The sequence below is a fragment of the uncultured Cyclobacterium sp. genome (assembly GCF_963976465.1).
Lineage (GTDB): Bacteria > Bacteroidota > Bacteroidia > Cytophagales > Cyclobacteriaceae > Cyclobacterium.
In genome coordinates, this window is the sequence record NZ_CAXBOC010000386.1 from 1 (window position 1) to 5,728 (window position 5,728).

Annotated in this window: 5 protein-coding genes; 3 read left to right on the plus strand and 2 right to left on the minus strand. The window is 38.1% G+C overall.

Translation table 11 applies throughout. From position 1 onward, the window contains the following. Positions 1 to 861, plus strand: an 861-nt coding sequence (locus tag AAC037_RS18490; RefSeq protein ID WP_339904662.1) for a Gfo/Idh/MocA family oxidoreductase, incomplete at its 5' end; no start/stop codon positions are given. A gap of 101 nt (positions 862 to 962) precedes the next feature. Here the strand turns inward: AAC037_RS18490 and AAC037_RS18495 are convergent. Further along, positions 963 to 1,412: a KTSC domain-containing protein gene (locus tag AAC037_RS18495; RefSeq protein WP_339904664.1), complete on the minus strand. Its 450-nt coding sequence runs from the start codon at positions 1,410 to 1,412 to the stop codon at positions 963 to 965. A 454-nt stretch (positions 1,413 to 1,866) separates the two neighbouring features. Here AAC037_RS18495 and AAC037_RS18500 point away from each other — a divergent pair, with 454 nt between their 5' ends. Further along, positions 1,867 to 3,102 carry an aryl-sulfate sulfotransferase gene (locus AAC037_RS18500; protein ID WP_339904665.1) on the plus strand — a complete coding sequence of 412 codons (1,236 nt, stop codon included), beginning with the start codon at positions 1,867 to 1,869 and terminating at the stop codon, positions 3,100 to 3,102. A gap of 195 nt (positions 3,103 to 3,297) precedes the next feature. Here the strand turns inward: AAC037_RS18500 and AAC037_RS18505 are convergent, their stop codons facing one another. Then, on the minus strand, positions 3,298 to 4,398 hold the full coding sequence (locus AAC037_RS18505; RefSeq protein WP_339904667.1) for a PKD domain-containing protein: 1,101 nt from the start codon (positions 4,396 to 4,398) through the stop codon (positions 3,298 to 3,300). A 504-nt stretch (positions 4,399 to 4,902) separates the two neighbouring features. Between AAC037_RS18505 and AAC037_RS18510 the strand changes: the two genes are divergently transcribed. Continuing rightward, on the plus strand, positions 4,903 to 5,728 hold an 826-nt coding region (locus AAC037_RS18510; protein WP_339904668.1), incomplete at its 3' end, for a carbon-nitrogen hydrolase.

Genomic DNA, 5,728 nt, shown 5'->3' on the forward strand with positions numbered 1-5,728 from the left:
CCTATCGGACGGCATGTAGCTCGGTCAAAAATGAGAGCAGGAGCAAGCAAAAATGCAGAGGCAGTAAGAGAGGCTGTTCGAGCCAATAAAGTGCTTTTTTGTTATGCAGAAAACTGGGTTTATGCACCACCAATTATGAAAATGCGTAATTTGATAGCCGCAGCTAAAGGATCCGTATTGGAATTAAGAGCAGAAGAAAATCATTCCGGTTCCAATTCGGTTTTTTCCAAAGAATGGAAATACATGGGAGGAGGCGCTTTGCTAAGAATGGGTGCCCATGCTGTAGGTGCCTGTCTATACTTGAAACAGTGGGAAGGACAACAAAGAAGAGGAAAAAGCATATTACCCGTTTCTGTTATGGCGGATACAGCCGATCTCATCCATACAGATGCCTCTGAAAGGGCACAAAAAGTCAATGCTCATCAGTGGATTAGTTCTGACCCTGTAGATGTAGAAGACTGGGCCAATTTAGTAATCCGCTTTGATGACGGATCACGAGCAACGGTACTTGTAAGTGATGTTGGGCTAGGTGGGCTAAATACCAGGGTAACTGCCTATATGACCGATGGTGTCATTAAAGCCAATATGACAGCAAATGATGTTATTGAAACCTATGCTATAGACCCTAGAACATTTGAAAGCGAAAATTTCACAGAAAAATTAGAGACCAAAGCAGGATGGAATCGGCCTAGTTGTGATGAAGATTGGTTTCGCGGTTTTTCTCTGGAGATTGAGGATTTTATTCATTCCATACATGACAACCGAGAACCTCGTTCAGGAATCGATTTGGCTGTTGATGTGGTGAATGTAATCTATGCGGCCTACCAATCTGCAGAGGAAGGAAAGGTCATTCAATTGTAGTAAAATATCAGCCTTTTTCATGTTTAATCCATTTAAAAAAAGGAAGCTAAACCATTGTGTTCAGCTTCCTTTTTTGATGATAAACTGGTATAATTTTGCCCTTATGCAGTTTCCAAGCTTTTTTTGGTTTTTCTGAAGATGTATTTGGGATAAATATTTCGTTTAGCAAAACGATTTACCTTATCACTATTAATCATTTTTTGATAGACCTGTTTGGTAACACCGAAGTACTCGTAAGTAGATCCATCCATAAAGGTGATTTCCATCAACATACCCTTGTGCCAATAATCAGCAATCCCAGCCTTATTGATGGTTTCTGAATACGCTTCAGAATTCGCAGCAATAGTTTCCGGTGCTATGCTCACCAAAAAATGATACCCATCAATAATTCTACGGCTTTGTAATTCAGCCTCTATCTGTAAAGGGTCCCCATTTTGAAATTTATCCGGGTGCCACTCCTTTACCAACTCACGGTATTTCTTTTTCAAAGTACCTAATTCGATTTCCTTCTCAACTCCAAAGAGTTTCTTGTATTCATTTATGCGCTTCATCCGATTCTTTTATTCTCGGGGGCAAAAGTAAGCCTTAATTTGACTTTCATCGCTATAGAATCTTAACTTTATTTTAAGCTGGTGAAGGTGTACCCTTTTTAACAATTCAAATAAAAGCAAATAGACAATCTTTAAACCGGTTTTTTATAATCTATTAGTAACAAGGGAGTAAAGTTTAATATTCCCCAAATAGGCAAGCCCCTTAGCTCCTTCGGAAAATTGAAGGAGAAACTTATAATCTGAAGTTCATTTCATAGTTTAATTGGCAGATACCTCATCCTCAAAAATTGCCCTAGATTCTGTTTTTGTAGATCAATAATTTAACCTTAACATTTCTTAACAATTAATTAACTTCTCTACCAAGGGTTTTGAATCTAAACGACGTCTACAATACCAAATGGTCACCCTTTGTTCAGGTTAGGCTAATTGTTAAATCTAAACCAATGGATTAATTATGAAAAATTTATGGATGTACACCGCAATTTTGGGATTGTTAATTTTTAGTGCTTGCAATGAGGAAGTTGAGGAGGTAATGAACGAGAAACAAGAGGATAATACAGATACAGAAACACTATTTCTTGTTGCAGATCAACAAAACAATGCTGCCCATATAATTAATTATGATGGAGAAGAGCTTTTTAATTGGAATTTCAATAGCGCCTTGGGCAATGACATCAACCTCCTTTCTGATGGAAGTTTACTGGTTTGTCTTAAAGCAACTGATGCTGCCATTACCTACGGTGGATATGGAGGGGTATTTCGAAAAATCAACGCCGACCAATCGGTGGCTTGGGAAACTTCCTATTCAACTGAAGATTATACAGCTCACCATGATGTGGAATACCTTTCAAATGGGAATATTATCTTTCCTGCTTGGGAAGAATTAAGCCAGGTTGAAGCAACAGCAGAAGGTTTTGGAGGCAGTTATAAACTCAATCCGGAAACAATTATTGAAATGAATCCCATTACCCAGGAGATTGTCTGGGAATGGCATGCTATGGATCATATCATCCAAGATGAAGATCCTTCCAAGGCTAATTATGGAAGTGTTGCTGATAATCCCAATAAAATTGATGTAAATTACAATTACCGAACTAGGGATAATGGAGACATCATGCACATCAATGGGCTAACTTTAGATGAAGAAAATGACTTACTCTATTTAACTGTAAACAATTACAGTGAAGTTTGGGTATTGGACCATAGCACCAGCACAGCAGAAGCTAAAACCAATTCCGGAGGTAATTATGGACTGGGTGGCGACCTTATCTATCGTTTTGGTAATCCTGAAACTTATGATAATGTAGGAGATGCTACTTTAAGCAATGTACACTATCCAAATCTTTTAGAAACAGGCAATATGCTGGTGTATGCCAATAGTGTATATGGCAATCAGTCTGAAGTGGTAGAGTATAACTTGAATCCTCCCTATAATCTGGTAGCAGGTCAAGACAATGAACCGGATGTAGTTTGGACATTTACAGACAATGACCTTTATTCATCAGGCATTTCGAGTGCAGTAAGGATGGACAATGGAAATACACTTATCACAGAAGGAAGGGAAGGCACTTTATGGGAAGTAACAGAGGCAGGTGAGATAGAGTGGCTCTATAAAACAAATTATTCCACAATTTGGCGCACCTATGTTTTTTACTATGACGACCCTGCCATTACGGCTTTGGGTTTATAAAAGCACCTTTCTATTAGGCTAATTTTCATCTACTATTGGATTCCCAACCAAATCAGCATTAATGATGTATTCAATCATACTGATTTGGTTGGGAATTTTATTTTAAGTCATAAATCCTTAGGAAAAAACAATAGTTAAATATTGTCCTGCATTTTGGGTATTCAAGACATTTTCAAATCAGATTTACGATTACAATTATGGCTTAATCATTTCAAATTGGTCTAATCCACCGGTATCAGCCCCAGTTTCAAACTCTCCCCTTACCCAAATTGAGGTTACGTCTGACAGTATAGCTTCCATTTCCTCCTGTGTCAACGCTACTCCTGATGCATTGACCCATCCACCAGCTACTTCAATTGGCACTGTAAAGGAAGTCCAATCTAAACCAGGAAAATCTTCGTGATAATAGGCCATTTCATTCCCATTACCCCTGATGATAACATCTTTAGAATTAAACTGATTCCTCATTCTGCTATCTTGGATGAGCCAAAAAGAGAGTGCTCCTCCATAATAATCAGTCCTATCTCCCAAGTATTTAGAAGGGGCATTAAAATACCAGACACCTCCGGTTACTTTATCTTCGGCATAGATATAGCCAGAATCATCTAGACCTTCAAACGGTGAATAAGAAGCTTCTACATTTGACCCTCCTTCAGCATCTCCCACAATGGTCCATCCATCAGGGTCATCTGTAAAACCAGAGGTAATCTCAACATTAACAGTAATAAAACCTTCTTTCGTTTCGGTCGCTTCAGTGTCACCATTGGAGACAGTTAGGCTTACCTCATAAGAACCTTCCTCTGCATAAGTTACTGTAGGATTTTGTTCAGTGGAAGTAGCCGGGTCTCCTCCTTCAAAAACCCAGTCCCAAGAGTTAGGGTTGCCTTCCGACTTATCCTCGAATTCAATACTTTCCCCCACATTTACTTTCGTAGTATCTGATTCAAAATTCGGAATCACCTGAACCAGTTCTTCAACAGTAACTGTCCCGGTTGCTTTATCACTATTATCCTCACCAGTTACAGTCAAGGTCACTTGGTATTCCCCTGGAGTATTATAGGTGACTATTGGAGACTTTTCAGTAGAACTGGATGGATCTCCCCCTTCAAAAATCCATTCCCGTGTTGTTGGGCTATTTGTAGACTCATCAGTAAAGGAAACTTCTCCATTTTCTTTGATTGTACTTAATTCTGGGCTGAAGGCTGCTTCAACCAATACCGGCTCAGGTACCTCTTCCTTACATGCCAATAAAGCGAAAATTATGAAAGTTTTACAAAATTTAATTTTTGATCGCATAGTTATCTAAAATTATAAGTTAAACTAAAAAATAAATTTAATAAAATAAGGTCTAAATCCTACAAATATTATTTCAATCATTGTCCTTTAAAAGAAATAATAGGTGTTACAAACGCCAAACTGCATTAAAGCTGCTGTTTTAAATCAATTTCAGCAGGTAGTAGACGGTCAATTGAATAGTTTAGGTGTAAGTTATTAAAGGAGTTACAATTATATTTAAATTCTTGCCCATAACCCTTGAAAAAAGGGCAGCTAAACCTAGTCAAATTAGGAACACAAATACCAATAAAAGAGAAAAATTCAAGCCTTTGCTGTAGAAAAAGATGTAGATCTGAAGCTATTGCTCACCAAAAATCAATAGGACAAATGCAGAGAACGGAGTTCAAGAAACAAAAGCTAGAAAAGGTCTTGGATAAATAAAAAATTATCTTTGATACAAGATACTTTTGGTCCAATAAATGAGGAGTATATTGCAAAGCTATTATTTTTGCAAAAATTGATTTTATGAAAAGAAAATATTCTATAGCCGTCGTTCAACTTAACCTCAATGATAGTCCGACAAATAACTTAGCAAAGTGTAAGGATTGGGTTATAAAAGCAGCAAACCAGGGTGCTGAAGTCATATGCCTACCGGAATTGTACAGTAGCCATTATTTTTGTCAAAGTGAGGATGTGGATAATTTTGATCTAGCAGAACCTTTATACAGCACTTCATTTTTGGCCTTTAGTGAATTAGCGAAAAAATTAGGCGTAGTTATTATTGTGCCTTTCTTTGAAAAAAGAATGGCAGGAATCTACCATAATAGTGCTTACATCATCGATACCGATGGAACTGAAGCAGGGCTTTATAGAAAAATGCATATTCCTGACGACCCTCATTTTTATGAGAAGTTTTATTTCACCCCCGGAGATTTAGGTTTTAAAACTATCCCAACGAAAAAAGGGAAAATTGGCACTTTAATTTGCTGGGACCAATGGTATCCTGAAGCGGCTAGGCTGACAGCTTTACAGGGTGCTGAGGTATTGTTCTACCCTACTGCAATAGGTTGGCATCCCGGAGAAAAAGCAGAATTTGGAACCAATCAACATGGTGCCTGGATGAACGTAATGAAAGGTCATGCAGTAGCAAATGGGATTTATGTGGCTGCAGCCAATAGGATAGGTTTAGAAAAATACCTCCCAAATACTCAGGGAATAGAATTCTGGGGAGCATCATTTATCGCAGGACCACAAGGTGAAATATTGGCGCAGGCCTCCCATGATAAAGAAGAGATCTTAATGGCTGAAGTAAATCTGGACCTACAAGACAATGTCAGGCAGAATTGGCCAT